The sequence below is a fragment of the Rhodococcus sp. JVH1 genome, assembly GCF_000280725.2.
GTDB lineage: Bacteria > Actinomycetota > Actinomycetes > Mycobacteriales > Mycobacteriaceae > Rhodococcus_F > Rhodococcus_F jostii_A.
The window spans coordinates 321098-345821 of sequence record NZ_CP166290.1 but is presented as its reverse complement, the minus strand read 5'-3'; the positions used below and the strand labels follow the sequence as shown (position 1 = coordinate 345821).

Annotated in this window: 19 protein-coding genes and 1 pseudogene; 6 read left to right on the top strand and 14 right to left on the bottom strand. The window is 63.8% G+C overall.

Annotated elements, in window-relative coordinates; translation table 11 throughout:
- Window positions 1-139: 139 nt before the first annotated feature.
- From JVH1_RS39180 to JVH1_RS39165, 4 genes are all read right to left on the bottom strand, one after another.
- Window positions 140-1063, bottom strand: coding sequence for a LysR family transcriptional regulator (locus JVH1_RS39180; RefSeq protein WP_009478639.1), 924 nt, complete (start codon window positions 1061-1063; stop codon window positions 140-142).
- 188 nt (window positions 1064-1251) lie between these two features.
- Window positions 1252-2694: an aldehyde dehydrogenase gene (locus JVH1_RS39175; RefSeq protein ID WP_009478640.1), complete on the bottom strand. Its 1443-nt coding sequence runs from the start codon at window positions 2692-2694 to the stop codon at window positions 1252-1254.
- A gap of 27 nt (window positions 2695-2721) precedes the next feature.
- Window positions 2722-3039 carry a 2Fe-2S iron-sulfur cluster-binding protein gene (locus JVH1_RS39170; protein ID WP_009478641.1) on the bottom strand — a complete coding sequence of 106 codons (318 nt, stop codon included), beginning with the start codon at window positions 3037-3039 and terminating at the stop codon, window positions 2722-2724.
- Window positions 3040-4045: 1006 nt separating this feature from the next.
- The gene (locus JVH1_RS39165; protein WP_009478642.1) at window positions 4046-5260 is read right to left on the bottom strand and encodes an IS110 family transposase; all 1215 of its coding nucleotides are present in this window, start codon (window positions 5258-5260) and stop codon (window positions 4046-4048) included.
- A gap of 282 nt (window positions 5261-5542) precedes the next feature.
- Between JVH1_RS39165 and JVH1_RS39160 the strand changes: the two genes are divergently transcribed.
- The 4 genes from JVH1_RS39160 to JVH1_RS39145 all read left to right on the top strand — a co-directional run bounded on the left by JVH1_RS39160 (window position 5543) and on the right by JVH1_RS39145 (window position 9455).
- Window positions 5543-6784, top strand: coding sequence for a trans-acting enoyl reductase family protein (locus tag JVH1_RS39160; RefSeq protein ID WP_009478644.1), 1242 nt, complete (start codon window positions 5543-5545; stop codon window positions 6782-6784).
- A 575-nt stretch (window positions 6785-7359) separates the two neighbouring features.
- Complete coding sequence (locus JVH1_RS39155; protein ID WP_043781434.1) at window positions 7360-7605, top strand: AlpA family transcriptional regulator; 246 nt, start codon at window positions 7360-7362, stop codon at window positions 7603-7605.
- A 225-nt stretch (window positions 7606-7830) separates the two neighbouring features.
- Complete coding sequence (locus tag JVH1_RS39150; RefSeq protein WP_009478647.1) at window positions 7831-8526, top strand: class I SAM-dependent methyltransferase; 696 nt, start codon at window positions 7831-7833, stop codon at window positions 8524-8526.
- Window positions 8527-8960: 434 nt separating this feature from the next.
- On the top strand, window positions 8961-9455 hold the full coding sequence (locus JVH1_RS39145) for a hypothetical protein (protein WP_371113126.1): 495 nt from the start codon (window positions 8961-8963) through the stop codon (window positions 9453-9455).
- A 180-nt stretch (window positions 9456-9635) separates the two neighbouring features.
- On the opposite strand, the pseudogene JVH1_RS39140 reads toward JVH1_RS39145, so the two are convergent.
- From JVH1_RS39140 to JVH1_RS39110, 7 genes and pseudogenes are all read right to left on the bottom strand, one after another.
- Window positions 9636-9764, bottom strand: a pseudogene (locus tag JVH1_RS39140) (phosphatidylserine/phosphatidylglycerophosphate/cardiolipin synthase family protein); the annotation flags it as partial.
- Window positions 9765-9911: 147 nt separating this feature from the next.
- Complete coding sequence (locus tag JVH1_RS39135) at window positions 9912-11081, bottom strand: flavin reductase (RefSeq protein ID WP_157174067.1); 1170 nt, start codon at window positions 11079-11081, stop codon at window positions 9912-9914.
- Window positions 11082-11529: 448 nt separating this feature from the next.
- Window positions 11530-12222 carry an alpha/beta hydrolase gene (locus JVH1_RS39130; RefSeq protein WP_009478653.1) on the bottom strand — a complete coding sequence of 231 codons (693 nt, stop codon included), beginning with the start codon at window positions 12220-12222 and terminating at the stop codon, window positions 11530-11532.
- A 455-nt stretch (window positions 12223-12677) separates the two neighbouring features.
- Window positions 12678-13454: an SDR family NAD(P)-dependent oxidoreductase gene (locus tag JVH1_RS39125; protein ID WP_009478655.1), complete on the bottom strand. Its 777-nt coding sequence runs from the start codon at window positions 13452-13454 to the stop codon at window positions 12678-12680.
- A 66-nt stretch (window positions 13455-13520) separates the two neighbouring features.
- The gene (locus JVH1_RS39120; protein ID WP_009478656.1) at window positions 13521-14504 is read right to left on the bottom strand and encodes an NADPH:quinone oxidoreductase family protein; all 984 of its coding nucleotides are present in this window, start codon (window positions 14502-14504) and stop codon (window positions 13521-13523) included.
- Window positions 14504-15031, bottom strand: a complete 528-nt coding sequence (locus JVH1_RS39115; RefSeq protein WP_009478657.1) for a nuclear transport factor 2 family protein — start codon at window positions 15029-15031, stop codon at window positions 14504-14506. The genes JVH1_RS39120 and JVH1_RS39115 overlap by 1 nt, the downstream gene beginning before the upstream one ends.
- 49 nt (window positions 15032-15080) lie before the next feature.
- On the bottom strand, window positions 15081-16406 hold the full coding sequence (locus JVH1_RS39110; protein WP_043781485.1) for an MFS transporter: 1326 nt from the start codon (window positions 16404-16406) through the stop codon (window positions 15081-15083).
- A 418-nt stretch (window positions 16407-16824) separates the two neighbouring features.
- Between JVH1_RS39110 and JVH1_RS39105 the strand changes: the two genes are divergently transcribed.
- Window positions 16825-18660, top strand: coding sequence for an NAD(P)/FAD-dependent oxidoreductase (locus JVH1_RS39105; RefSeq protein WP_237735272.1), 1836 nt, complete (start codon window positions 16825-16827; stop codon window positions 18658-18660).
- Window positions 18661-19234: 574 nt separating this feature from the next.
- On the opposite strand, the gene JVH1_RS39100 is transcribed toward JVH1_RS39105, so the two are convergent.
- The 3 genes from JVH1_RS39100 to JVH1_RS39090 are packed head-to-tail and all read right to left on the bottom strand — an operon-like array spanning window position 19235 to window position 23786.
- Window positions 19235-22417, bottom strand: a complete 3183-nt coding sequence (locus JVH1_RS39100) for a carboxyl transferase domain-containing protein (protein ID WP_009478660.1) — start codon at window positions 22415-22417, stop codon at window positions 19235-19237.
- The gene (locus tag JVH1_RS39095; RefSeq protein ID WP_009478661.1) at window positions 22414-22965 is read right to left on the bottom strand and encodes a flavin reductase family protein; all 552 of its coding nucleotides are present in this window, start codon (window positions 22963-22965) and stop codon (window positions 22414-22416) included. The genes JVH1_RS39100 and JVH1_RS39095 overlap by 4 nt, the downstream gene beginning before the upstream one ends.
- A complete protein-coding gene (locus JVH1_RS39090) occupies window positions 22962-23786 on the bottom strand; it encodes a mycofactocin-coupled SDR family oxidoreductase (RefSeq protein ID WP_009478662.1) in 825 nt (274 codons plus the stop codon). The genes JVH1_RS39095 and JVH1_RS39090 overlap by 4 nt, the downstream gene beginning before the upstream one ends.
- A 378-nt stretch (window positions 23787-24164) precedes the next feature.
- Between JVH1_RS39090 and JVH1_RS39085 the strand changes: the two genes are divergently transcribed.
- The gene (locus JVH1_RS39085) at window positions 24165-24674 is read left to right on the top strand and encodes a nuclear transport factor 2 family protein (RefSeq protein WP_009478663.1); all 510 of its coding nucleotides are present in this window, start codon (window positions 24165-24167) and stop codon (window positions 24672-24674) included.
- Window positions 24675-24724 lie beyond the last annotated feature (50 nt).

The following is a 24724-nucleotide window of genomic DNA, read 5'->3' as shown; positions in this document are numbered from 1 at the left end:
GGCATCGGTTTCCCGTGCCATGGTTAGTAATCTATGTCACATCGGATGGGGCGGGTAGATGCAAGATCGCATCGCGTGATTCCGTATCGGAATCACTGGTCATGACGAGGCGAAAGTCCTGCTCCAGATGCTGACCGAGTCAGGCGAGCAGGTTTGCGTCGGGGATATCGGTGACCCGTTCTCGGGTCACGCGCACCGCGGTCGCGACGAAGTCGCAGACCTCATCGCGGTAGTCGCCACGCGCGGTGGCCACCGCCGCGATCGATCGGGGCCCATCACGCAGAGGGACCGTGCTCAACGACGACGGGTCCAGTCCGAGGCGCCACGCGCTGCCGACGAGTGGAGTGACAGTGCGGGGGCTGCATGCGACGGCGAGACCCATCTCGGAAAGAGTTCGGACAGACTGCTCTGTGGGTGGTCGCCCGTGGCGCTCGTTGACCAGAAGCCAGAAATCGGTCCACAGGACCGGAGCATCGGCCATGTCCAGCATCGGTTCCTCGACGATGTCGGCGATCTCGAGGCGGTCCTTATCCGCGAGTCTATGGTCCTCCCGGCAGCACAGCATGATCGGCTCGTCGAACAGGGAGGTCAGTGCGACGTCCGGGGTCGGGCATGGCGGGCGCACCAGGGCGACGTCCACCAGCCCATCGGAGATCGCGGTGAACTGATTGGGGAAGTTGAGTTCGCGCAGTGTCAGTTTCACATCCGGTCGGTCGACCCGATATTGGCGGATGATCTCTTTGGTCAACTCCGCCGCCGCCACAGCCCCGGCGATGAGACCGATTATCAACTCGCGTCCGGGTTCGCCCGCCTTGCGCACGATCTCGATGGTGCGGCCCATGCGCTCGAGTATTTCCTTGGCCTGAGTAAGAAGGACCTGGCCCGCCACGGTAAGTCCGATTCCTTGCGGGGACCGGATCAGCAGTTCGGTACCGAGTTGGCGCTCGAGCTTGCGCAGCGACTTAGATACTGCGGGCTGGGCTATCAGCAGTCGGCGGGCCCCGCCGTGGATGCTTCCCTCCTCGGCGACCGCGACGAACATCTCCAGTTGCTGCACATCCACCTGAGCGACTCCTTTTGCTGCGAACCCGAGCGTGAGAGGCCGCAAGCCTGCCCCGTCAGTGTGATCGCCGCCACTGCTGGTGACAAGGGAGGTGCTCGAAGACGAGACATTTGTCGCTTGGGGAGACGCAGCGCACGGGCGACTCGGGCGCCATCTACGGCATCCGAGTCGCCCAGCTGCATCGTTGGCTACGGTGCGTTGTACATCGACTTGACCAGCTGGAAGCCAGCCAGGCCCTCCGGGCCCATCTCCCGGCCCATACCGCTTGCCTTGATCCCGCCGAAGGGCGAGACCGGGTCGTTGACGTAGGAGTTGATGCCGATACTCCCGGTGCGCACACGGTTGGCTACCGACAGCGCCCGCTCCGGGTCTTCACTCCACACCGAACCACCCAGTCCGAACTCGCTGTCGTTGGCCATCGCCACGGCCTGGTCGACGTCGTCGTAGGGAATCAGCGCCAGAACCGGTCCGAAGATCTCCTCCTGAGCGATGGTGTGGCGGTTGTCGACATCGGCGAACACCGTCGGCGAGATGAAGTAACCGTGATCGTGGTCCGCCGGCCGACCGCCACCAGCGGTGACGCGCGCGCCCTCAGCGGTGCCTTTGGCGATGTACGACTCGATGCGCTCTCGCTGACGCGCGGACACGACCGGGCCGATCTGAGTGGCCGGATCGAGCGGATCACCGACGGTCAGGCTCGCCGCGAAGTCGGAAATTGTGTCAACGAGTTCACCGTATCGAGCACGGGGCGCGAGGATCCGGGTGCTGAGGAAGCAGGTTTGTCCGTTGTTGAACAGGGTGGCAGGGAAGAATTGTTCGAGCCGGCTGCCCAGATCGGCGTCGTCGAGGACGATTGCCGCCGACTTGCCGCCGAGTTCGAGGGTGACCGGCCGAAGGAGGCGTCCACAGGTCTCGGCGATGCTCCGGCCGGCTGCGGTGGAGCCGGTGAACGCGACCTTGTCGATGCCCGGATGGGCCACGAGATAGGCGCCTACAGCCGCCCCCGCCGGGACCACGTTCAGGACGCCGGCTGGAAGGCCGGCTTCCATGGCGGCCCCGATCATGACGTACGAATCGAGGACTGTCTCGGGCGAGGGCTTCATCACCACGGTGCAACCCGCCGCAAGAGCAGGCGCAATCTTGGTGAAGGCGAGAGCTTGAGGGAAGTTCCACGGGACGATCGCGGCGACGACACCGACCGGTTCCCGGCGCACGACGGTCGTACCCCCGAACATCGCCGGACGGCGCTCATCGGTCGATTCTTTGACCAAACCGGCGTAGTACCGCAGCAGCAGCGCGGGGAAGACGGCTTCCATGCTCTGTGAGGTCTGAATCGGCATCCCGTTTTGCCGACTGACCGCCTCGGCGGTGCGGGCTCCGCGCTTGTCGAGTGCGTCGGCGAAGCGTTCGAGGATCTCGGCACGGCGGTGAGGCTCGTACTGCGACCAACCCGTCGGATCGTCGAAGGCCGCCCGACCGGCATCGACTGCGCGATCAATGTCTGCCTCGGTGCCTTCAGGAACCGAACCAATCACCTCTTCAGTGGTGGGGGAGACGACGGTATACGTTGACGGACTTGACGGGGTTGTCCAGTCGCCGCCGATGTAGAGGGTGTCGAAGTTGGTCGTCACTGTGTTCTCCTGGGGTGTGGTCAACGATCAGCCCTGCTGCGGCGGGACGCTGACGGTCAGACCGTCGAGTTCGGTATCGATTGCGATCTGGCACGACAGACGTGAATTGGGCTGTACGCCTTCAAGGAACTCCAGGAGCTCGAGTTCCTCCGGGGCGGCGGGCTCGAGCTTGTCGAACCACCCACCTTCCACGTACACGTGGCACGTCGCGCACGAACAACCTCCGCCGCACTCCGCCACAATCCCGTTGACGTTGTTCATGGTGGCCACCGACATCACGGTGCTACCCGTGTCCGCGTGGATGCACGATTCTTCGCCGTTGTTGAGGAACTTGATGTGGGGCATAGCTACTCCGTTGGGCTTCGGGAAACGATGGAACATTTGCGCCGACCGTGGCATTGCCCCGCCGCGCATTGCTTCTAGTTCGTAACGTAGGTCACACGCCGGAGCGTCGGTAGGCAGCAAATCGCCATCACGCGATGCCCAACGAGCATCCCTCGTCAGTTAGTACGTCGGCGGTGTCTCGCAGTGGCTCGGGGGACTCCGGCTAGGTCGCCCGAGGGCAGGTGATCGTTCGGCACGACCCCGCCACTGTTATTAATTCATTCGGTGCAATGCCGGCAGGGCGTTCAGGTTGACGTAATAATCCTTACCGGATAATGGAAATTCTTGTCTGCCAGCATATTTGGCAGACACGCACTGCCGAAATGGTCGTATCGCTGTGCGGCGCCGCATCAAGGATCAGTCATTCCGCGGAGATCGGCTCCGCTTCTATCGTTTCTGTAGCCACGAATGCGCCCGCGACAGTTGTGTTCAAGATCGATCGTCGGGAACCGCCCATAGGCCGGAGCCGGATCGTCGGCCGCCGGTGTCGGGGATGAGTGCCCGGAGCCGGGCGGCGTCTTCGCGGAGTGTCTTCTGCAGGTGGGGTCGGACGTCCTCGGCGACGTCTGGTGGCAGTGGGAGCCTTGGCGTACGAGGTCGGCGGTGTTCTCGATGAGCCGCGCCGCTCGCATGAGGAGCGGCTCGGGCACCCGGACGGCGGGGAGGTCCCCGTTGTGGTCTCTGGCCAGGACGCCGAGCGTGGAGATCATCGAGGAGTGCCGTCGTCGCTCATGCCCGGAACGGGTCGTGAACTGGGAATATGACACGTCCCCTCCGATTCTCGATGGTGACCATGCGGCCGTAGACCTCTCGGCTCCAGCGACAGCGGAATCAGGTCGGGGCGTTCGGCCGGCGCGAGAGCCGGGATTCGAGGGGATCTGCCCCACCACGCCGCGGTTACGCAGGGTTACACCTACCACTTCTGTCTGCTCCGCGTCGCTTGTAGACATCCCAGGGGCGCAAGTCGTCAAGCAGCCCGGGTGGTGCGGCGGTAGTCCCAGGCGATGTGTTCGTCGTAGTGGGTGCGGTGGCGGAGGCAGCCGTGGAGGATGCCGACGAGGCGGTTGCCGAGGACGCGGAGAGCTTGGTGGTGGAGGTCGCCGGCGTCGCGTCTCTGGTCGTAGAAGTCGCGGGCGCCGGGGCTGGACGAGAGTGCGCAGAATGCCCATTGGTCGATGGCGTCGTAGAGGCGCCGGTTGCGGACGTGGCGGGCGAGCACCGCGCGTTTTTTGCCGGACGCGACAGTTAGCGGGGAGGTGCCGGCGTAGTTTCTGCGAGACTTGGTGGTGGTGTAGCGGTCGGGGTCGTCCCCGAATTCACCGAGCACCCGGGCGCCGAGTATGACACCAAGTCCTGGCAGGGAGCGGTAGATGTCGGCGTCCGGGTGTGCCTCAAAATGTGTTGCCAGTTCGGCCTCGAGTTCGGTGATTTGCCGGTTCAACTCGGCGATGAGGCCGACCGCAGCTCTGGTGGTGGCGGCGAACGCGGCAGCGACCGGCGGCGGAGCAGCGAGATGTTCGACCCTCAGTCCGGCCTGGATGTCGCGGGCCCGGGTGTCGAGGTTGCGTTGCCGGCCAGCCTTTTTGAGGGCGGATCGGATCGCCGGCAGGGTCAGGTGCGCGGCCTCGGCGGGAGTCGGGGCGCGACCGAGCACGGCCAGGGCGTCGCGGTCGTGCAGGTCGTCGAACACCTCCAGCGCGGCCGGGTAGTACTCCCGCAGTGCCGAGCGCAGTGAGTTGGTCTGCCGGGTGCGGGCCCAGATCAGATTCTGGTGTCCGCGGGCGAGGACCTTGATCGCCTCCACGTCCGGGCTGTCTCCGCCGATCGGGCGGTGGTTGTGTCGGTCCGTGCGCACCAGGTCCGCGAGCAGCTTGGCGTCACCGGGGTCGGACTTCGCACCCGAGACGTGGTGCCGGTCTCGGTAGCGCGCGGCCGCGAGCGGGTTGACCGCGTACACCTGATAGCAGGCGGCGGTCAGCGCCTGTACCCACAGGCCGCGGTCGGTTTCGATGCCGACAACTACTTGACCTGGTTCTTCGGCGTGCTCGGCTACCAGTTCATGGAGCTGCCGGATGCCGGCCAGCCCTTCCGGCAGCCGCCGAGATGCCAACCTCCGCCCGGCCTCGTCCATCAGATACACATCGTGATGCTGTTCGGCCCAATCGTCGCCGACGAAGATCATCGATCACCGCCCCTTCCTTCGGTTTTCGCTCAATCAATTTCGAGCTCGAGGACACCCGGCGGCTACCTAATGGACCAGTGCTCGAGGTTGGCACGACATCCCATCAGCGCTACAGGCGACCTCACCGACCGGCCGGGGCACGCTCTACAATCAGGAATCTGAATCGACCCTCACTCCAGGCTCTCGCAGTGCTCACCGGCCGGCGGCTCGGTGATCAGCTTCCCCCTCGTGATCCGTTTCCTGTCGAAGGCTCGCTGATCGACTCCCATTAGGCTTCCGCGCATGACTGACAGCGGACGTGAACTCGATCTCGTCATCTACGGTGCCACCGGGTTCGTCGGACGGTTGCTCGCCGACTATCTCGCACGCACCGCCCCCGGCGGTGTGCGGATCGGACTCGCCGGACGGTCACAGGCGAAACTCGAAACAACGCGGGCGGCGCTCGGGCCCCGCGCCGCCGATTGGCCGATCGTCATCGCCGATGCCGACGACCCCGTCGCGCTCGCCGAGCTGGCCTCCCGCACACGGGTTGTCGCGACGACAGTGGGACCGTACGCGAAGTACGGCACCGAACTCGTCACCGCCGCCGTCGCGGCCGGCACCGACTACGTGGACCTGACCGGGGAGGTGTTGTTCGTCCGCGCCAGCATCGACGCCCACCACGACAAGGCCCGCGCCAACGGTGTCCGCATCGTGCACTCCTGCGGCTACGACTCCATCCCTTCCGACCTGGGCGTGCACGTACTGCACCAGAAGATCCAAGCCGACGGCGCCGGGGAACTCACCGACACCACCCTGGTCGCGTCGCTGAGCGGCGGAGTCTCCGGCGGAACGATCGACTCGCTGCGCACCCAGATCGACGTCTCCCGGGGCGATGCGGCACTGCGCCGGCTCGCCGCCTCCCCGTACTCGCTCAGCCCCGACCGGACGAAAGAACCCGACCTCGGCCGACAATCCGACGTCGCCGTCGTCGACGGCGCCGACATCGCCCCGCAGGTACGCGGATGGAAGGCCCCGTTCGTCATGGGCTCCTACAACACCCGCGTCGTGCGGCGCAGCAACGCCCTCAAAGGGTGGGTGTACGGCCGCAAGTTCAAGTACCGGGAGGTGATGAGCGTCGGTGATTCGCGCCTGTCCCGCGTCTACGCGGCCGGTGTCGCGGCCATCCTCGGCGGGCTCGTCCTCGGTCTCAGCGTTCCGCCCACCCGGTACGTCCTCGACCGCATCCTGCCTGCACCCGGCGAGGGCCCCAGCGACAAGACGCAGCGCAACGGCTACTTCGCGATGGACATCTACACCACCACCACGACCGGCGCCCGGTACGCGTCCCGGGTGACGGCGCAGGGTGATCCCGGATACCGGGCCACCGCGGTCCTGCTGGGGGAGGCGGCCCTGAGCCTGGTGCTCGACCGCGATCGGCTCCCCGACGAGGCCGGTGTCCTCACCCCGGCCACCGCGCTCGGCGACGTGCTCGTCGAACGACTGCGCGGTGCAGGGGTCGAGATTTCCGCCCGCACACTCTGAAGATGATGCGCACGGCGCCGAACTGTTCCGTGCCCGGGGAAGTGCCCCAAACGGTCTCGGCGCGCATCATCGCCAAGGGATGGTCGCGCACCCTCGGCGGCGGGCAATAGCGCCTGTGCGGGCATCGCCACCGCCGAAGTGATCCGCGTGGGCTGCATCCACTGCTCGGACCCTGCGTGGGAGGGTCCGAGGGCCGGCGGCCGTGGTCTGCGTTCGGTTGCCGCGATGAAGCGCCGTGCGCTGCGGCCGGGGGCCTCGGCCACCGCCCGGGGCCGCGGTGTCCTACGTGAGAGGCCCTCGCCCGGCAGTCTGGAGGGAATCGCGGGATGTCGGGGACATGTCATCTCCCCAGCTGGACGCCCCATTCCGTCGTGCCGACGCCCGGCCGCTGACTGTCCGCGTCATCGAACATGACGCGTGTGGGCCCCTGGTGACGTTCCGCCGGAGCGTCCTCCGCAGGAACTCCCGTGCGGCTCGCACCTTGCAATGTATCGCTGTATCGTAGGGCAGCACCGACCGAACCGGACCCCCTGCCGGCATCGCCGAAAAGGGTGATGAACAGAAAGGGCTCACCGATGGCCAACCCACATCGACTGACCACAGCTCAGGCCCTCGAGTTGATCAAGGAGGAAACCGGTAACGAGCTGTCCTCCTCGACGTTCCGCGGCTACGTCTCCCGTGGGCAAGCACCGGCACCGGTGGAGTGGATCGGCCGCACCCCGCTGTTCAAACGCTCGGAGATCACCGCGTGGGCCCACAACAGACCCGGCCAGGGCGCGCGCACCGACCTGCGTACAGCACGCCGGCGCCGCGCCGAATGATCACCGTCGTACCCGTGGCCTCAGGTTTGTCATGACGACGGAACATCTCGTCCCCCAGCGGATCCCGGTGCAGTATGGGTTCCTACCGGGCGGGAAAGTGACGTGTGTGAATGTGGTGCACCGCGACGGAAGGTTCTCAAGACCGTTAGGATCGTCCACGGCCTGCGGGGGATCGGCTTCGCACAGCAACGACAGATCAACAATTATCAGGGGGAGCGCACACACATGACAGCTGGTGAGGTCACTCAGGCGGAAAAGGACGGAGCCAACAAGTACAGCCGGGCCGTCCTCGCGGCGTACGACACCTTCGTCCTGAAGTGGAGCAACACCTACGCCTGGCGCTGCCCCCGCGAACGACTCCTCACCCACTACAACACCCACCTGGGCGGCCGGCACCTCGACATCGGCCCCGGCACCGGCTGGTACCTCCACCAGGCCACCCACCCGAGCGCGGCGCCCGAGGTCACGCTGATGGACCTCAACACCCACACGATGGCGATGACCACCAGTCGGCTCGCCGACCGGAACATCACCCCCGAGGTTCACACCGGAAGCATCCTCGCCCCCCTCGACCCCGCCGTGGGCGTATTCGATTCCGTCGCAGCGAACTTCGTGTTCCACTGTGTTCCCGGAACCTGGACGCAGAAGGGGGAAGCGTTTGGGCACATCGCCCAGGTCGTCGCCGACGACGGCGTGTGCTTCGGCTCCACCATCCTCGGGACCGGGGTGGAGCACAACCTCTTCGGCCGCACCCTCTGCGCCCTCTACAACGGGCCGATCAAGGCCTTCGACAACCGGGCCGACGACCTCGACGGCCTGCGCACCGCGCTGTCGGCAGCATTCGAGTCCGCCGACATCACCGTCGTCGGAACGGTGGCGGTGTTCGCTGCGCACCGACCGCGACGAACCCCGCCGCAGTAGGGCGCTCACGTGCTCCTCGTGCAGGCATTGATGCCGACGAGACGGGGGACGGGTACTGAGGATGTGGCGGCCAGGGTGCACTGTGCGTGGGCCACCACACGCCGCGGGTTGTGCCATGCTGGAGCAGCAGAGAGTTGACGTCGGGGGACAACATGAATGGTCATACATTGGTGCGATCCACAAGCAGGCGCGGCTGGACGGTGCGGTGCGATCTGTGCGAACACACCTTCGCCGCTGCCGTCGCCGGCCGGCCCGAGGCGGTGGCGTTTGCCGAGACGACTGGGTGGATCGTCGGCGAGCGCACGTGGTGCCCGATGTGCGCTGCGGCCCACGCCTCCCGGCGCACAGCCTGAAATCGCCGATCCACGGCCCTGACCCGGAACTCCGGGGCGGTTGTTGGGCTGTGAGGATGGATTCGAAGCTTTCGTCTCGCGTTGAAGGGAAATGTTGTGGGGGAGCTGGCCGCGGCGAGCAAGGTACACGTGATGGTGTCGTACTGGTGGAGCCGCGGGGACAGCCTCGCCAACCACCAACTCGGCCAGATCCTCACCCGCGCAGCAGGTGTGGACCAGGTTGATCTCACCGATTCGCAGTCGCTCGACCGTGCGTTGCGGATCGCGGTCGCCGATCCCGCGGTGCTGGCCGAGTTGGACGAGTGGTGGCAGATGGTCGAAACCCGCCGGGCCGGCAACGGCACCCGCAACCCGGGACTGGGCCTGAAGACGTCGATTCGGTACCTCACCGACCGGCTCGACACCGCAACAATGACGCCGGAGGCGCTCGACGAATGCCGCCGGCAGGTCGCCGCCGTCGATCAGACCATCATCAGCGCGAAGAACCTCCCCGAACTCGCGCACCCGGACGCCGAGATGCTCGACCTCCTCGCCCGCTACCTGGAGGCACGTTCCCGAGTTCTCGCCCTGGCATGACCCCACCCGGGTGAGCCGACGCCAAGGCGCGAGCCACAGGGTGGGACGGCGAACCGCCACCCGCGGAAGCGACCTGCCGGCATTGCCATAATTGCGTGCATTGTCGGCGATTATGGCGGTTCGGTGACTCGTGGGGACGTGTCATTTCCGCCGGTCACGCTGCGTATTGGCCGCCATGGTTCAGAGGTTCCAGAGTTGGAGCAGAGCGGTCCGCAGGCTGGCGGAGGCGATCCGGTGGTCGGCCCGTAGGCGGGGGTTGGGGTGCCCGAGGTTGGCGAGGGTCTGCTCGGCGTCCGGCACCGGGACCGGGAGAGGTCAGCTCGGCTGCGATTGCGGACCGCGACGGTGCGAAGTCCCAGTTCTGAAGTGCTGGCCACGGATGGCGAGTAGTAGGCCCGTATCGCTTTCTTTGTTAAGGCTAGGTTCGGTCGGAACAGGTCCCTTAGCGGATTCGAATTACGCCGTGGGGGCTGTATTTCCGGCCAGCTTCGCGGTGACAGCCTCGGCGGCGGTCAGCAAACGATCTCGGTACCGTTCGACCGCCGCGCCGGACAATTGATGGGGGAGCTGGTAGAGACTCAACAGGAGCTCCGGTTGCGTGTCTTTACCGAATACCGGTGCACTGATGATCCGGACATCGTATGTGGCAGCAGGGTCGATCTCGGCCGGTTCATATCCTTCGAGGCTGAGGGCGCGGGCGGCTGCGGTGACGTCACCTGCCAGATCGCCCGTTGCGCCGGTCAGTGGAAGCCGCGCAACAGCGCCTTCAAATCGCACCTGGGCATCGCTACGCAGCACGAGCGACCAGCCGCGGTCACGGACGCGTGTGGTTGCTTGCAGGAGTAGGTCTCGATCGAGTGCCTCTCCGCCGCGGCCGATCCACTTGTCGAGTTCGCGTCCTTCGGTCCATGCCATCAGTGGCAGTGCGAGCGGCGGTACGAAGGGCATCCGTTGGCCGAGGCGGATGTGTGGCGACGTCGGGAGAGTGCTTGCCATGCTGCTTCCTACCAGGACCAGTTGGTCTCTGATCGCGACGGAGGCGCAACATTCGACACCCAGCTCGCGGGCGACCGCGTCCATCTCCGGGCGGGCCTGATCAACGATGCTCAGGGGGTGCAACAGATCAGCCTCGCCGGGGGCGGTGAGGGATGTCGAGGAGAAACAGCCGTAGCCGCCCTGGAAGAAGATGAGCGGTGAGGTCGCATCCTCGACCTCGAGTGATGCGACCCGGCCTATCACCAGATAATGGTCACCGGCCTCGTGGACTGTATCGATCACGCAGTCGATCCACGCGATGGAGTCGTGGATACGCGGATTGCCATGCTGTGTCGGTGTCCAGTCGATCGACGCGAACTTGTCAGAACCCTTCAGTGCGAGACTTCGGCAGATGTCCTGCTGGCCGGCACCGAGCACGTTCACGCAGAAACGGCCGCTTTCGCGAATCTTCGGGAAGGTGCTGGAGCTTTTGTCCGGGAGGAACGCGACCAACGCCGGATCGAGCGAGACCGACGTGAAGGAGCCGACGGCCATGCCGACCGGTAGTCCAGCCGAATCGGTCGAGGTGATCGCCACGACGCCGGTCGGGAAGTGGCCGAGCACGGTGCGAAAATGCCCCGGGTCGATCACTGTGTTGGTCTCGGTGAGTGTCATCGGGTCATCCTTCTCGGCGTAGGGGCCGCAGTTTCCTGTTCGTCCTCGGTATTTGGTGGTACGGCTCGGGCCGTTGCGCTGCCTGGCTCCCGTCGAACTCAGAACGCCGCCCGATCACTTCGGCCTGCCTCTGGTGGAACTGCATGAGCACATCGCGTCGCGCATGTGACGTGCGTCGCTCTGTCCATGATGGTTGCACCTAACGCGACACGCTGTCAACTCTAACGTTGAACACTTCTACGAACATGTTGACGCCCGAGGTGGCTTCGTCCAGTTGGTGGATCGCATGTGACGTGCCGCGATGTCGGAATCGGAGGACGGGGAGAGCGGGGATCGAGCGAGCTGAGCGTCTACATAATTGTTGAGTTCGTGGCTGCAACTTCTCGATAGCCGGCCCGAATTCGATCCGGTCCCTTGTGAGGGCTCAGTTCGCCGCCGCGGCGATCGCGTCGGCGATCTCGGCAGGCTTGGTGAACATCGGTCCGTGGCCGGCGTCCACCTTGACGACAGTATCGACGTGGCTCGCGAACTCCTGCTGCAAGGCGACCGAGAACTGCTTGTCCTGCAGCGTGATCACGTAGGTGGCGGGGTGTTGTTGCCAGCCGAGTCCAGTGGCTGGTTCACCGAGCGTGCCGAGGGCGTGTGGGCCCATCTTGTCCAGTACCGGGGCGAGCTGCTCTTCTGTGGCGTCGTTGAACATGGTCTCCCGTGCTACCTCGCGCTTGAAGGTGGCGGTCCCGTCCGCCCGCTGCTCGAGCGCTCCCGCGAGGTCATCGTGTGGCTCCGGGTCGTGGCCCAGGAGATCGCTCACAGCTTCGCCGGCCTGGGGCAGAGCCGCACAGACGTAGACGAGATGCGCCACGCCGTCGTTGTTCGCGGAGGCACGGGTGATCACGGCACCGCCATACGAATGGCCGACCAAAACGGTCGGCTCATGAACTACCTCGAGCGCGTCACGGACTGTCTGGGCATCTCGCTCGAGCGTTCCGTCCGCACCCTGGCTCGGAAGATCCACGGTAGTTGCCTGTATGCCGCGTAGTTTCAGTTCGGTAACCACTTTGTCCCACACCCATGATCCGGTGAAGGCGCCGTGCACGAGAAGTACGGGCTTGGTCATATATCCCACCTCAGTTCGCTCTTCGTCGGATAGTCGCGTCAACGCCCGGCAGATGTTTTCTCGTATTCGAGGCGTTCGCTGTGCCCCGGCACGTCAACCCGCAGGTCAACCTATCGAGCCTCGCGCTGCAGCACCCAAGGGCACGCCGACGTGAAGGGCTACTTCCGCAAATCGAATTTCGCTTTGACGTCTCGAAGACGATCTAAGCCGTGTCCGGCGTATCCGTCAATCCTTCGCGTTAGCTTGCCGGAGAATACCTCTGGATGAGTGCGCAAGCGACAGCGCCCGGCGGATCTTGCGGCGCCGAATTAAAGTGCGGCGGTGCGAATTGGCTCAGGAAGCGCCAAGAGCGGCAGCTGGTGGCAAGCTCGGCCGGAGGACCGCTCTCGAGTGGGATGGACCACGAAATCTTCCATCCTACAGGGCGATTGCCTCAACACGACCGAACCATACAGTCAGCGGACGGCAGCGAATCCGCCGTCCACGGGTAGAAGCTGGCCTGTGATGAAGTGCGAGGCGTCGCTTGCCAGGAAAACCAATACCGGTGCAAGGTCTCTCTCTGCGTTGCCGAAGGTTCCTCCGAGAGGAATATCTTTGCGTAGCTGTTCTTGGTAAGCCGCGAGCTCACTCGCTCCCAGAGAGCTGGTGTACTTGTCGAACATTGGCGTATTTACATAGGGGAGAACGGCATTGACGCGAATTCCCGACGGCCCCCATTCTCGTGCAACAGTCCGGGTCCACGTGTGTACGGCACCCTTCGACGAGCCGTACGTCGAATTGGAGAGTTCGCCGGTGAAACCGGACATGGATCCGAAGTTGATGATGGCGCCGGTGCCTGCATCCTTCATGATCCGGAAGGCTGATTGGTTCGTATGGATTGTGCCGAGCACGTTGACTCGGTAGATACTGTCGAAAAGCTCGTCGGTGATGTCCTCGGCCATGGCGGATCTCTGGAGACCTGCGATGTTTACGAGGACGTCGACACCTCCTAGATCTTGCGCGGCGCTGCGGAAGATTGAGTCTGTTGCAGGTCCGTCCGTGATGTCCAACTTATTGAAGGTGGCGGATCCAGGGCCGGTCTCGGTGGCTTCTCTCGCGGTTGTGGATCCGTCCTCTTCGTTCAGGTCGAAGGAGTAGACCTGGGCTCCTTCGGATACGTAGGACTTGACTATTGCAGCACCGATGCCTTGGGCACCGCCGGTCACCAGAATTCGCTTACCTTCGAGCAGCATCCGTTGCTTCCTTCGACTATATGTGGTGTGAGCCTGAACATCGCTCATCTGGACGTGCGGGTGTGGTTAGGGAACGGTGAGGACGAGTTTGCCGATCACCTCTCGGGTGTGGACGGCCGTCAACGCTTCGGCGACAGCGGTCATGGGGTAGGTATTCGACACCAGCGGCCGCAGTTTGCCTGCGGCGAAGAGCCTCGCGAGTTCTCTCGAGTTGCGCGCCTTTTCGGCGGGATTCGACTGCACGAATGTGTTCCAGTAGACACCGACTACGGAGTAGCCCTTCAGCAGTAGGAGGTTGACCGCGACACTCGGGATCGATCCACTGGCAAATCCCACAACCAGCAGCCGTCCCCCTTGCGCCATCTCACGAGAAGCTGCGTGAAAGGCGTCCCCGCCGACGGCGTCGATGCAGACATCGACGCCTTTCCCTCGTGTCGCGTTACGGATTGCGCCTCGTAGATCGTGCTGGCGGTAGTTGATCAGTTCGTCGGCGCCATGTGCTTTCGCCATTGCGAGCTTTTCTGGGCTGCCGGCTGCCGCTATGACCCGAGCTCCGAGTGCCTTGCCGATCTCGATTGCTGCGAGGCCGATCCCGCCTGCGGCACCGAGTACGAGCAGGGTTTCGCCTACGCATAACCGGCCTCTCTGAACGAGAGCGTGGAAACTTGTTCCGTAGCAGGAGTAGAACGCTGTTGCAGTTGTGTAGTCCATTCCGTCGGGGATCAACTCTGCGGTGTGTTGGTCGGTGACGGACTCCTCGGCGAATCCGCCGTAGCCTGCGCCGATCAAGGCCATTACTTTCTGTCCGACCGTGTATTCGGTGACGCCTGAGCCGACTTCGGTGATGACTCCTGCGACCTCGAAGCCGGGGGTGAAGGGAAGTTCTGGCTGTACCTGGTATTTGCCCTCGATGATCAAGGTGTCGGGGAAGTTGACGCTTGCAGCGCGGACGGAGATGCGTACGTCCGTGTTACCGAGGGTGGGTCTGGGCACGTCTTCGATTCTGAGGTTTTCTGGAGAGCCGTGTGTTTCGCAGAGTACCGCTCGCATTATCGGCTCGATTCTGTCGAGCCGAGGAAGCTGTAGAGGGGGTCGTTGCTGCGGGCTCCCTGTTTGAATCCATCGAGTGGCATGGGTGGATTGGTGGATCGCCACTGTTCGCACTTGTGCCAGTCCAGCACTACCGTCCTCTCGGCGATCCGCCACACGTCGTGTTTGCGGGTGAACACGTCCAGGTAGCGTGCGCCCATCAGGTCGACGATCGGTGGGCCGTCCCCTCTCCGGATCAATGTGACCATAACCTGGCTCTCTGCGTGCGCAGTCTCGTGGTCGAGTATGTCGATGAGTGTGTTGGTGACGGAGTGGGTCGTGGCCGAGTTCGCCTCGGTCAGTCGTCCGGCCACGAAGGCGGCGAACTCCCGCCCGTTTCCTTTCCAGTAGCCGTGATCGTCGTAGGAGTCCGGGTGATACACGGACTCGAGGAGCTCGACGTCACATCGGTCGACTCCGCGGCAGTACCGGTGGATGACCTCTGTTATGGCCTGCTTGTCCAGCAGGTTCTTCAGTTCCTCGTTCATGACCCGACCTGTCTGCACTCGTTGGGCGGGTTGGATCGACGAAGCGGTGTCACAGTTCGAGTTCTTCCCGGTGTTGGTTGCGTTGCGATCCCCGAAGGGTCAGCAAGGCCACGACACTGATGATCGCGCAACCGAGGGTGTAGTAGGCGGCGGAGAGGGGGTCGCCGGTCGCCGAGGCCAACCATGTGATGATGTACGGTGCGGTTCCGCCGAAGATCGCCACGGACAGTGCGTAGGTCACCGAGACACCGGTTGCACGATTGCGGGTGCGGAAACGCTCGGACAGGAACGCCGGCATGGGTCCTCCCACGACGCCGATCAGGATTCCTGCGATGATGAGCGCCACCAGTCCTCCACCGAATCCCCACTTCAGCATGGAGTACAGCGGGTAGGACAGCACCACCACGGCGGCGGATCCGAAAAGTAGGACCGGTCGTCGACCGATTCGGTCGGACACGGCGCCGAACAGGGGCATCGTCAGCCCGGCAATCAGTCCAGTCACGAGCGCCAGAAAGTAGGAGCGCTCGAACGACATGTTGTAGCTCGTGGACAGGAAGGTGGGCATGCCGACCATGAATGTGTTTCCGACTGCGTTGTAGACCACCACTACGCCGAGGGTGGTCAGCAGGTAGGTCAGTGGACGGCGTGCTGTTTCTGCCGGGGAGGGGAGGTCGCCGGCTTCGGTTTCCACCTTGACCTGTTTGAAGTGGGGTGTCTCATCGACCTTCAATCTCAGGTACAACACGACGATACCCATGGGAGCGGCCAGCAGAAATCCGAGGCGCCACCCCCACGAAGCCATCGCGTCGTCCGAGAGGAGGACTGCCAACAGTGTGGCAACTCCGCCACCGAGCACGAATCCCAGTGTCGTTCCCACGAAGGACCAGGATCCGTACACGCCGCGCTTGTTCGCAGGTGCGGACTCCACCATCAGAGATACTGCGCCCCCCATTTCGCCGCCCGCGGAGATGCCTTGGGCGATTCGGCACAGCGTTAGAAGCAATGGTGCGAGCAGCCCGATCGCTTCGTGCGTCGGCAGGAGACCGATGCAGGTTGTCGCGACGGACATCAGTCCGATGATGAGCGCCAGAACTGGCTTGCGTCCGATTCGGTCGGTCATCCGCCCGAAGATGAGTGCACCGATGGGGCGAAGGAAGAACGCCAGGGCGAAGAGCAGAAATGTCGAGAGGATGGAGGCCGTCGGATTCTCGGAGGGAAAGAACAGCGGTGCGATGATCGGTGCCATATAAGCGTAGATGGCAAACTCGTACCATTCGACGAGATTTCCGAGAGAACCCGCTACCAGCGCTTTTCGTGACTTGCTGACATCCAGCACCAGTTCGGTACCTGGGTTTGAACTCGTGATGTTCGACATGGGGTTCGTCCGTTTCAGGATGTGCTTCACCCATCCGGCGAGTGGATGAGCAGGGAAGACCGGTCGTTGTGACTCGAGCCACATCAACGTCAACGTGAATGTTGCCCGTGTCGGATAGGAATGTCAACGCATACGTGGATGGAACGATGAAAATCAACTTCGACGTTGACAAGTTTGCGTGCCTGCTGCCACCATGAGGGAGCGACTCATCAACGCGCGCGTTGAAGGGTGGGAGTGATCCGGGCGAGGAGCGCTGGTCTCCGGTAGCCACATCGATGCGAGAGGTAATCGAATGAAGACAGTGCAAGGTGAGTCCCCGGCCCCGGATGGTGCAACCGGGGTGGGTTTCAATCCAGACCGATTGACCGAAGCCGAGGTCCGAACGGCAGTCGGGCGCGCAAACGTGCCCTCCCTGTTGATGGTCGTGTTCCAAACCACCGGGGACGAGAAGTGGCTGGAGGCACCCTATCGACCCACCCGAGGAAAGGGACTCGGCGATCACGACTCCGGTGGTCTCGACGAGGCAGTGCAAGACGAGATTCGCGAAGCTGCTGTCTCGGCGATCCTCGATCTACAGAACGGCGTCCGCCCGGCCATCGAGGCACCGTCCCCCGACCTGACCGTACGCATGATGAGCGTGTGCATGGGTGAGCCCGTTGGTGCGGAGTACGGGCCGATGCTCTCGCTCGAGCTGGCACGTCGGGCGGCGCCGGAGTCACCGCATCTTGCCCTCGATCCGATCGAGGCCCCCGAGGGCTTCTCGGTCATCGTCATCGGCACGGGCGTCGCCGGAATCGCCGCCGCTCAGCAGCTCGAAGACATGGGGGTGAACTACGTCATCCTGGAGAAGCAGCCCGAGGCCGGCGGGAACTGGTGGCAGAACACGTATCCCGGTGCCGGTGTCGACACCCCCAGCCATCTGTACTCGTTCTCGTTCGCCAAGAATGACTGGACTACGCATTTCGAGCTCCGCAACGAGCTGCAGGGCTACTTCGCTCGGGTCCTGAAGGACCTCGGCGCGGGCGAGCGTGTTCGGTACGGAACCGAGGTGCGATCGGCAACCTATGACGAAAACGCAGCTCAATGGACTGTCGAGGTGCGAAACCCAGACGGTTCTTCCTCGACCTTGCGGTCCGATGTGGTGATCAGCGCCGTGGGCGTGTTGAATCGACCGAAAACCCCCAACGTTCCTGGTATGGACAAGTTCGAGGGGATCAGCTTCCATTCCGCCGACTGGCCGGAGAACCTCGAACTCGACGGCAAGCGCGTCGCGATCGTCGGAACGGGTGCGAGCTCGATGCAGATCGCCCCGGCTATTGCCGATCAGGTAGCGCAGTTGACGATATTCCAGCGTTCTCCCCAGTGGGTGGCTCCGTTCGAGAAGTTCAGGATGCCTATCCCGATGGAGCTGCGACGGCTCATGCAGACGTGCCCGATCTATCACAGCTGGTACTGGATTCGACTGTTCTGGCAGTTCGGCGACAAGGTCATCGAATCGTTGCGAGTCGATCCGGAATGGGATCACCCCGAGCGTTCGGTGAACGCACGCAACGACGCGCACCGGGAGTACTTCACCCGGTACATCACTGCACAGGTCGGTGACCGGGAAGACCTGCTCGACAAGGTCCTGCCGGACTACCCTCCGTTCGGAAAGCGCATTTTGCTCGACAACGGGTGGTACTCGACGTTGCGCAGGGACAATGTCAACCTGATCGACAGGTCGGTCGCCGCTGTACGGGCAGAGGGATTGGTCGACGATCAGGGTACGCAGACCGACGTCGACGTGATCGTGTGGGCTACCGGATTCGAGGCGGCACGGTTCGTCAGCTCGATGGATGTGCGCGGGATCGGTGGACTGTCGCTCCGCGAGGCCTGGAACGACGACGACCCCAAGGCCTATTTGGGTGTGTCCGTACCCGATTTCCCAAACTTCTTCATGCTGGGCGGGCCGAACTCGTTCCCCGGCAGCGGCAGCTTCATGTTCTTCATGGAGGTGCAGATGCGTTACATCCGAGGCCTTCTCACCGAAATGTTCCGCAACGGAATCAAAGCCCTCGATGCGACAGCAGAGGCGAACCGTGAGTACAACGAACTCGTCGACTCGACGCATGCGCGTACGGTCTGGACGCACCGCGGAATGTCGACCTACTACCGAAACTCACACGGTCGGGTGGTATTCGTGATGCCGTTCTTGAACGTGGAGTACTGGCAAATGACCCAACGCCCCGACCTGGAGAACTACACAGCACGGTGATCGTGGCAAGACCGTCACGACCCTGAGTCCTTGACCGAACAGTGCCCCGGAGACGCATACGACTCCGGGGCACTGTTCGCGGATAAGGACCACATACGGTAGCAGCGTTCCTTGACGGGTGGTCGATACCGACTAGGTGTTCGTCGATCTGGCAGCTGCCGGTCAGAATGCATTCTCATAGCGACTCGCCGGTCGATTCGTCCGGTCGTAACCGCAGTCCCTCGAATGCAACAGCGAGTGGATGCTGGCCGAGCGGACCGGGAGGCGAGCACGGACGGGATGCAACGTTGCTGCGCGGAGTGAACTGGGACGTCAACGGCGTCTGTGACACCTACGCGCCTGCCCCACCACGACCGTGTCGAGGCTCGCCCCCGCCTGGGTTACCGACTGAAACCGAGGCTGTGGAGCGGGAGTCGCGCTCGATGATCAGGTCATGATCGCGTAGACGATACAGAGATCCGTCGTGCAGCTGAATCTCCGGCATGCCCCCGGCGAGCACGTGTGGTACCGGTCATGCTGGCCGAGAGATCGAACCGCGGCCACTTCCGATCAGCGCCGTTGCGGTACTGAGGCGCTACCAGGTATCGATCCGACGGCGCACGCTGGACGGGCGGTCCGGTCGTGGCGTGCTGATCACCGAGAGGATCCACGATCTCGTCGAGGACGGATCGATGACGTCGTCGATTTCGAAGACCGACGCAGCGTTGATCGCTTTGCCCTGCTTTTCATACTGCTCGAGGTGAGCACGATAGGCCTGGTCCCGTTCGGCGTCGTCGACGATGGCATCGAGCTCACGGCGAAAGCCAAGTTTCACTGCGCCTTCCGGGCCCATCGCACCGAGTTCACCGGTCGGCCAGGCCACGATCGCGTCGGGAACACGAAAGCTGCCCCCGGCCATCGCCTGGCCGCCGAGCCCGTATGCCTTACGCACGATCACTGTGCAGAACGGCACCGTGAGCGATGGTGCAATGACGAACAGGCGGCTGACGTGCCGAACGGATGCCGTCCGTTCGGCGTCGGGTCCGACGAGGAATCCTGCTGTGTCGCAGAGCGACACGACCGGTATCGCATAGGCCTCGCAGAGTTGCAAGAAGCGCGCCATCTTGTCTGCCTCGGCGCTTCCGATAGTCCCGCCGGCACGGCTGCCGTCGTTGGCGACGACACCGGTAGGCCGTCCCTCGATCCGAACCAACGCCGTGACGATGCCCGGTGCGAAGTCGCGGCGAAGCTCGAGCACAGAGTCTTCATCTGCGATGGTGTCGACGATGGTGCGTATGTCGAAGGGTCGGCTGCGTCGCTCGGGCACGATGTGCCGCAGCTGCCGCTGATCGGGTTCCCTCCACGTTGTCGTAGACCCGCGGAAATAGCCCAAGTAGCGTCGTGCGACCGCTACTGCTTCGGCCTCGTCCTCGACGAGCACGTCGATGACACCGTTGGGACCCTGAACCGACACAGGCCCGATCTCCTCCGCAGCGAAGGATCCGAGACCACCCCCCTCGATCATCGCCGGACCGCCGAGACCGATAGTCGAGTCTTGTGTGGCGATGACGACATCGCATGCTCCCACCAGGGCAGCGTTGCCTGCGAAGCATCGTCCTGAGGCGATCCCGACTGTCGGCACTACTCCGTTGAGGCGGCCGAGTGCAACGAACGTTCCCAGATCCATCCGTGTTGCGCGGGACATGTCGTCCGTGTCGCCTGGTCTGCCGCCGCCGCCTTCGGCGAACACGACGACGGGGGTCCCTCGCCTGCCGGCAAGGTCGAACATCCGCTCAGCCTTCTTGTGGCTCTGGAGCCCCTGTGTCCCAGCCAGCACGGTGTAGTCGTAGGCCAATGCTGCGGTTTGATAACCGTCGACAGTCCCAAAGCCCGCGACGAGACCGTCCGCCGGTGTGGAGTCTTCGAGTTCGGCGACGGGCCTGCGACGGCGTTGTGCTGCGACCACGAGAGATCCGTATTCATGGAACGGTTCGGGATCGAACAGGTCCCGCAGGTTCTCCCTCGCGGTGCGCTTGCCACGCTGATGCCGACGTTCGACGGCGGCTACGCGGGCCTCGTCGAGCGTTCGCCGGTGTCGAGCCATAATGTCGTCGAGGTCGGATCGTGTGGCTGTGAGGTCGAGGCGGTCGATGATTGCCGCTTGCTCGGGCTGATGGCCGTTCGGCTCAATGGCCGCAAGTAGGGTTCGGGCCGATACCGACTGCCCGACCTCCACATGCACGGCGGTGACGGACCCGGAAACTGGCGAGCGTACGTCGGTTTCCATCTTCATCGCTTCGACCGTGACCAGGACGTCGCCGCGGTCGACAGTGGAACCGGATTTCACCGACAGCGCGACGACGGTTCCGGTCACTGGAGTCCGAACGTCGACGGTTTCCTCGTCCGGTGCCGCCTCGCTCGCCGGTGCCGTCTTCACCAGGTGGTCGTCGATCGTTCGTGTCGTCGTTCGACCGCATCGGAACGCGTCGCTGCCGACGAACCACTGGAGTGTAGCGATGTCGGTATCGAGGTCATCGAGACGAACATCGTCGAGGGACGAATACAACTCCGTAGCGGCGGTGGCGAAGTCACCGTCATCCTGATGAACTATCACCTTTGCGAGCAATGGATCGTAACCGGTGCCGACCCGCATTCCGGGCTGCATGTGTGATTCGACTCGAAGGTGCGGTCCGGTGGGAAAGCGCACTTCCTTCAGTCGGTCGGAACCGTCCGGTCTGGGTCCTCCGGTGATCCGGGCCTCGATTGCGATGCCACGGGGGTGACCGAGGGCGCCGGGGGAGAGGTTCAGGTCCGGGAGAGTCCGGTGGTGCGCAAGGTCGAGCTGCAGACCCACCAGGTCCAGGCCGGTGATTTGTTCGGTGATGCCGTGCTCGACTTGCAACCGGGGATTGGCCTCGATGAAATACCACTGATCGAGGTCATTGGCGTCGACCAGGAACTCGAAAGTCGCCAAGCCTCGCAGTGATACTGCGGAGGCGAGTGACACAGCGGCGGTGAACAGAGCCTCGCGCGTGGTGTCGGGTAAGAACTGCGCCGGCGCGATCTCGACCATCTTCTGGTGGCGACGCTGTCCAGTGCAATCCCGGTCGAACAGGTGCATGGGGAATTTGCTACCGTCGCCGGCCACCTGAACTTCGATATGGCGGGCGCGCGGGAGATAGGCCTCGACGTAGACATCGGGAATGCCGAAGCTACGTTCGGCTTCGGAACGGCACCTGTCGATGGCTTGATCGAGTTCCCGGAGATCGTCGACTATGCGCATGCCGCGCCCGCCGCCACCAGCGGCGGCCTTGACTATGACCGCGGTCGCGCCCAGGGACTCGGCGAAGTCGCGGGCCGCTGCCTTGGTAGTCGGGCCGGGTGTGGCGGGCAGCACGGGGACCGAGCATCGGGTGGCCAGTGCCCGGGTGGTGGACTTGTCCCCGAGAAGGCGCAGGGTTGGACCGTCCGGGCCCACGAAAGTCAGCCCGGCCGCGGCGCATGCTTCGGCCAGCTCGGCACTTTCGCTGAGGAACCCGTAGCCGGGGTGCACGATCGTTGCCCGAGTCGACAACGCCGCGCCGCAGATGTTCGCCACGCCCAGATATGCGGACGGTCCGACTCCGGGAATCGGAATCGATTCGTCCGCGCGCATTACGTGCGGCGCATCAGGTTCGTCCTCGCTGTACACCGCTACGGTGCGCAGACCTCGTGCGGCCGCAGTGCGCATGATGCGTAGTGCGACCTCGCCGCGATTGGCGACGAGCAACCCCGTCATGTGGAGGTTTCGGTAGCGGCGAAGCCGCCGTAACCGCCTTGGAAGAAAATCAAGGGAGACTCGGGTGTATCGAGTTCGAGATGATGGACCCGTCCCACGACGATGTAGTGGTCGCCGGCGTGGTGCACGGCGTCGATCTCGCAGTCGATCCACGCCAGGGAACCTACAATGCGAGGCATTCCCGACGGGGTCGGTATCCAGTCGACATCTGCGAACTTGTCTTCGCCTTTGCGGGACAAACTTCGGCACACGTGCCGTTGATCGTTCCCGAGTACGTTTGCGCAGAATCTCTGCGCCGCAAGGATCTTGGGGAAGGTTGTCGACGACTTGTCGGGCAGGAAGGCGACGAGGGGTGGTTCCAGCGAGACGGAGGTAAATGATCCTACGGCCATGCCGACCGGCCGACCGTCGGCGGCGATTGCTGTTACCGCTACTACTCCCGTGGGGAAATGACCCAAGATGTTGCGGAACAGTCCTGGGTCGATCACGCGATCGTCGTCGACTACCAACGATCCCTCGGCCACTCCCGGGGTCTGGGTGCCGATCATTTGATCGTCAACCCTGCGTCGACGGGCAGCATCACACCGGTGACGTATCTGGATTGATCGGATACCAGCCAGGCGACGGCATTGCTGATCTCCTCGGGTTCGAGGATCTCGATCGGCAGCAAGTTGCTGATCGAATTACCCATGTTGGCCGGATCTGCCAATGCCTCCGCCAACGCGGTGTTTCCCACCACCATCGGTGTGTTCACCCCGGTGGGGTGTACCGAGTTGACTCGAATGTTGTGCTCGGCCAGCAGCACGGCGTACTGCCGCATCAGACCCACCACCCCGTGCTTGCTTGCGGTGTAACCGATGCCCGCGCCAGAGCTTCCCCCGACAGCCTTGATTCCGGCCGTCGAACTCGTCATCACGATCGACCCACCACGCCCCTGCGCGATCATGCGTTCCCGCGCGACCTCGACGGTATTGAAGACTCCGACCAGATTGACGCCGATCACGTCGGCGAAGACTGCATCGCGATCCGGTTCGTGCGACTGCTGCGGGGCGATGCCTGCGTTGGCCACCACGATGTCGACTCCGCCGAGCTCCGTGGCACCTTCATCGAGTGCGGCCGACAGTGCCTTCTTGTCGCGTACGTCAGCTGTTCGGGCAACGATGCGGCGATCAAGTTTTTCCACGAGCGCGACCGTCTCGGCAAGATCGTCCTCCGTTGCCAGTGAATACGGCACCGAGTCGATCGAGCGGCAGATATCGACGGCAATGATGTCAGCGCCCTCCTCGGCGAGCCGTACCGCGTGGCTGCGGCCCTGCCCGCGGGCCGCGCCGGTGATGAATGCAACCTTGCCTTCTAGCGTGCCGCTCATACGGAGTCTCCCTTTCGAAATGGACCCGGTCCGGGCACTGACGAGACATGGCACCCAGCCCGAAATTCAATGCGTCTCACGACTCCGCCCGCGACGGATAGCCGTCGACGAGCGCCACAGCTCCGCTATGGCGGCTACCACACCCGACTGTGACGCGCATCGCTCTCTCGAAGCCTGCCTTCACACGGCAATTCTGTCAACTGCGTCGTTGATCTGATCCACAACCACGTAGATTGCAACACTGTGTGCACTGACATTGGAGGTTGACATCTGTGGCACGGCGCATAATGATCGGACCAGCGATCTACGCCGACGTTGATCGCGGCGCGTGCGGGCGACAACGGATGCGCACGACCAGCTCGTCCCGAAGGAGTGCAGATGACCGACATCGAGACCAGGGTGCGACGGCTCGAAGATCGCGCCGAGCTTCAGGACCTCGCGGTTCGATACTTTTTGGCGTCCGACTTCGACGACTTCGACGCCATCGCCGACGCCTTCGCGCCCGAGGGGACCTTCTCCGCGGGCGGTTTCCCCGGTGCGACCGGCGGAAGCGGGATCGCCGACATGATTCGGCAAGCGCGAACGGCGTTCGGTACCACTATCCACACGCCTCACTACGTACTGGTCGACTTCATCGACGACGATCACGCAACGGGCCTCGTCGGTGCGCACCTCGAAATCGCGACGGGCGGCACGACCGTGTTCGGTGCCGTGCGCTACGAAGACGAGTACGTCCGAGTGGATGGCCGCTGGCGATTCGCCTCGCGCAACATGCGCACCGTCCATGTAGGCCCCTGGGACGACGTCGCGTCGTCGTTGACCACGGAGCTGCCGGTCCGTTGGCCAGGCGCCGACCCCGCACCCTCCGACTATCCCGTCACTGCCTGACTCGCGGCGCGTCCGCACCCGAGACGCAGTCGACTGCGGGAGCTACCCGT

What these genes read in the sequence shown, in the direction of transcription:
- JVH1_RS39090 (WP_009478662.1), bottom strand. Translation starts at nt 23,786, where the DNA reads ATGAGCGGCACGCTAGAAGGCAAGGTTGCATTCATCACCGGCGCGGCC.
- JVH1_RS39095 (WP_009478661.1), bottom strand. Translation starts at nt 22,965, where the DNA reads ATGATCGGCACCCAGACCCCGGGAGTGGCCGAGGGATCGTTGGTAGTC.
- JVH1_RS39100 (WP_009478660.1), bottom strand. Translation starts at nt 22,417, where the DNA reads ATGACGGGGTTGCTCGTCGCCAATCGCGGCGAGGTCGCACTACGCATC.
- JVH1_RS39150 (WP_009478647.1), top strand. Translation starts at nt 7,831, where the DNA reads ATGACAGCTGGTGAGGTCACTCAGGCGGAAAAGGACGGAGCCAACAAG.
- JVH1_RS39120 (WP_009478656.1), bottom strand. Translation starts at nt 14,504, where the DNA reads ATGCGAGCGGTACTCTGCGAAACACACGGCTCTCCAGAAAACCTCAGA.
- JVH1_RS39110 (WP_043781485.1), bottom strand. Translation starts at nt 16,406, where the DNA reads ATGTCGAACATCACGAGTTCAAACCCAGGTACCGAACTGGTGCTGGAT.
- JVH1_RS39115 (WP_009478657.1), bottom strand. Translation starts at nt 15,031, where the DNA reads ATGAACGAGGAACTGAAGAACCTGCTGGACAAGCAGGCCATAACAGAG.
- JVH1_RS39085 (WP_009478663.1), top strand. Translation starts at nt 24,165, where the DNA reads ATGACCGACATCGAGACCAGGGTGCGACGGCTCGAAGATCGCGCCGAG.
- JVH1_RS39170 (WP_009478641.1), bottom strand. Translation starts at nt 3,039, where the DNA reads ATGCCCCACATCAAGTTCCTCAACAACGGCGAAGAATCGTGCATCCAC.
- JVH1_RS39160 (WP_009478644.1), top strand. Translation starts at nt 5,543, where the DNA reads ATGACTGACAGCGGACGTGAACTCGATCTCGTCATCTACGGTGCCACC.
- JVH1_RS39105 (WP_237735272.1), top strand. Translation starts at nt 16,825, where the DNA reads ATGGTCGTGTTCCAAACCACCGGGGACGAGAAGTGGCTGGAGGCACCC.
- JVH1_RS39130 (WP_009478653.1), bottom strand. Translation starts at nt 12,222, where the DNA reads ATGACCAAGCCCGTACTTCTCGTGCACGGCGCCTTCACCGGATCATGG.
- JVH1_RS39125 (WP_009478655.1), bottom strand. Translation starts at nt 13,454, where the DNA reads ATGCTGCTCGAAGGTAAGCGAATTCTGGTGACCGGCGGTGCCCAAGGC.
- JVH1_RS39155 (WP_043781434.1), top strand. Translation starts at nt 7,360, where the DNA reads ATGGCCAACCCACATCGACTGACCACAGCTCAGGCCCTCGAGTTGATC.
- JVH1_RS39165 (WP_009478642.1), bottom strand. Translation starts at nt 5,260, where the DNA reads ATGATCTTCGTCGGCGACGATTGGGCCGAACAGCATCACGATGTGTAT.